5 protein-coding genes are annotated in these 2,239 nt (G+C 46.1%); 1 reads left to right on the forward strand and 4 read right to left on the reverse strand.

The window, feature by feature from the left end; translation table 11 throughout:
• The 3 genes from F6K53_RS37835 to F6K53_RS37840 all read right to left on the reverse strand — a co-directional run.
• On the reverse strand, window positions 1–117 hold a 117-nt coding region (locus F6K53_RS37835; protein WP_293084847.1), incomplete at its 3' end, for an element excision factor XisI family protein.
• Complete coding sequence (locus tag F6K53_RS46270) at window positions 105–236, reverse strand: element excision factor XisH family protein (protein WP_366510904.1); 132 nt, start codon at window positions 234–236, stop codon at window positions 105–107. The genes F6K53_RS46270 and F6K53_RS37835, both read right to left, overlap by 13 nt.
• Window positions 221–421, reverse strand: a complete 201-nt coding sequence (locus tag F6K53_RS37840; RefSeq protein WP_293069022.1) for a hypothetical protein — start codon at window positions 419–421, stop codon at window positions 221–223. The genes F6K53_RS46270 and F6K53_RS37840 overlap by 16 nt, the downstream gene beginning before the upstream one ends.
• Window positions 422–664: 243 nt before the next feature.
• Here F6K53_RS37840 and F6K53_RS37845 point away from each other — a divergent pair, with 243 nt between their 5' ends.
• Complete coding sequence (locus F6K53_RS37845) at window positions 665–913, forward strand: hypothetical protein (RefSeq protein ID WP_293084841.1); 249 nt, start codon at window positions 665–667, stop codon at window positions 911–913.
• Here the strand turns inward: F6K53_RS37845 and F6K53_RS37850 are convergent.
• Window positions 887–2,239, reverse strand: a 1,353-nt coding sequence (locus F6K53_RS37850; protein ID WP_293084844.1) for a hypothetical protein, incomplete at its 5' end; no start/stop codon positions are given. The two genes, F6K53_RS37845 and F6K53_RS37850, sit on opposite strands and share 27 nt — an antisense overlap.

Raw genomic sequence — 2,239 nt, forward strand, 5'->3', positions numbered from 1 at the left:
GTCTTGTTTCGTATCAAACACCTTGTAGCAATCAATGGTTCCATTGACAATTGGTATTTCAGCATAAGCTGTCAACAACGACTGAATGATCTGGCGATAATACTCTATAGTGTCCATTGCACAATTACCTCCTGTATTGGATCATAAATCATTAGTCTAATCTGATATTTTTCTAAGGAAAGTTGTGCAAATTCCCGCTTAAAAAAAGCTTCATAAGCAATTACAGGAACTGCCAAATATCAGGATTCTGTTCTTTGACTTGTTCTAATGCCTCTTCGGCGGTTTGAGCGGAGTGAATCTCAGCATCAGAAAAGCGACCTTGGACAAGGTCAATCGTTCCTTTAAGAAGTAAGGGATGGTCGTCAATAATCAGAATCGTTAACTGCTGGGAATTTGTTGAGTGGTTGGTGGTGTTTGGCATTTTAGGGAGTCGGGAGTCGGGAGTCGGGAGTCGGGAGTCGGGAGTCGGGAGTCGGGAGTCGGGAGTCGGGAATAGGGAGCAGTAAGAGCTGATTTTCTTTACAAATCAGCTCTTATGGATAGTCGCAATGGAGTTTTGGTCAGTTTTAGGTACTCAATTAATGAGAACTAAATCCAATAAACTCCCCTTTTTTCAGAGGGGTCAAAGAGCCATGAGGTTGATTCAGTCTACCTTCTAGCTCCCTTGTCACCCCTTCAGGAAGGTCATACTAGTAGGGTCACTGCGATCACTTTTAGTCCAGATGGCAAACAGATTCTCAGTGACGACACTTGGGGCAAAACAGTGCGTTTGTGGGATACAGAAACCGGTCAACTAATCCATACCTTTGAAGGTCATACAGACAAGGTCACTGATATCACTCCGGACCATCCCGGTACTAGAAGATCTGCGGAAACACTTAACGGACTACCACCCTCCGACATGGCCACCTAGGAGAGCCAATAACTCAAAGATATGCCCTAGTACAAGTAGCAATCGTCGTGCTAAATGATTATTCTCCGGCAAGGGACTTTCCTGGCTAACAATTTGCACCCCATTGTGACTAGCCAGAAGATATACATTCTCCTCATCAGGATGAATAAGTTGCTGGCGAACCCGAATCATCTGCCCATCTAAAACACCATTAGCACTCAGGTACAATTGACTTGATCGTCCTTTTGGATCTTGCAGATAGGTAAACCGCATCGGTGCCAAAGGCGAAATCCGCGCAGATTCTCGAATCCGAGTTGAGAGATGGGGTCCGGTGTAAGATATATTCACCACCAGATAATCACCACGAGGTAATTCAGCAGGTGGTTTTGTCTGATCGCCCTCTCGAATCTGCAGATGGATCATCAGATTACAGATCCATTTGCCTGGCTCCAATAAAATTTGGTTTCCCCCTTCGGCAACAGTGGCAGCCCCTTCTACCTCAATCACGGGCCATTTAGCTAGCGTGAAACCCACCTTTGCCTGATAGGGAATCGTGACCTTGTCAGGATTCCGACTGATAAGGGTGTATTCAAGCTTGCCACCTTCAGAACCAAAAACGAGAGCTTCTGGCACTTTCCCGTCATCGGTTGACCAGGACAGCGCTACTGTACTCAACAGAGGGTCACCCTGGACTGTGATGGAAACAGGAAACGATTGTTCTTGGTAGATCGTGTTGATGTAGCTGGAATCAATTTCACCGAACAGCGTTGTGAAATCTTTACTCACGCTACCTTTCAACCACGTCCAACCACCATCGACACTGAGTTCAAAACTCAGCTCAACCGCATCCATTTCTTCACGCCACGTCAGCTTGTACATTACTCCTGACGTGGGACTCTCTGGATGATCAGCAGTCCCAATTGTGGCAGTTTCAGTATTTGAGATAGGCTCAAACAACCGATTAAATAGATCGTGCTGCACCTGTTCCGCAAAGGTCTTGAGCAGGTTTTCTTCCATTCCCGTTAATTCGGGGGGAAGCGGTTCTGGAAGCTTAATTTCAATCAATTGATCTTGAACTAACTGCTCCCAAGCTCTGTCAACTTCTTCTCTGGTTCCGTAGTAGTAGCCATCCTCCTTGAGCTTGAGCACAGAAGAGAGGTTTGCAAAAATGCTCTTACCTTTCACATGAATCTGAGCCTGTACTTGCGGTAGCACTTGAGGATACTCATAAGTGAATATCAGTCCCCCGGTTAGTTGGGTCCCGGACTGAATGTTTTCTACCCACTTCTGAGCGCCTTTTGCAGTCAAGTCCAGCAATAAGGAGGTGGTTTCACCCGCACTGACAGA

Origin of the sequence: Moorena sp. SIO4A1 (assembly GCF_010672065.1) — a bacterium.
Classification (GTDB): domain Bacteria; phylum Cyanobacteriota; class Cyanobacteriia; order Cyanobacteriales; family Coleofasciculaceae; genus Moorena.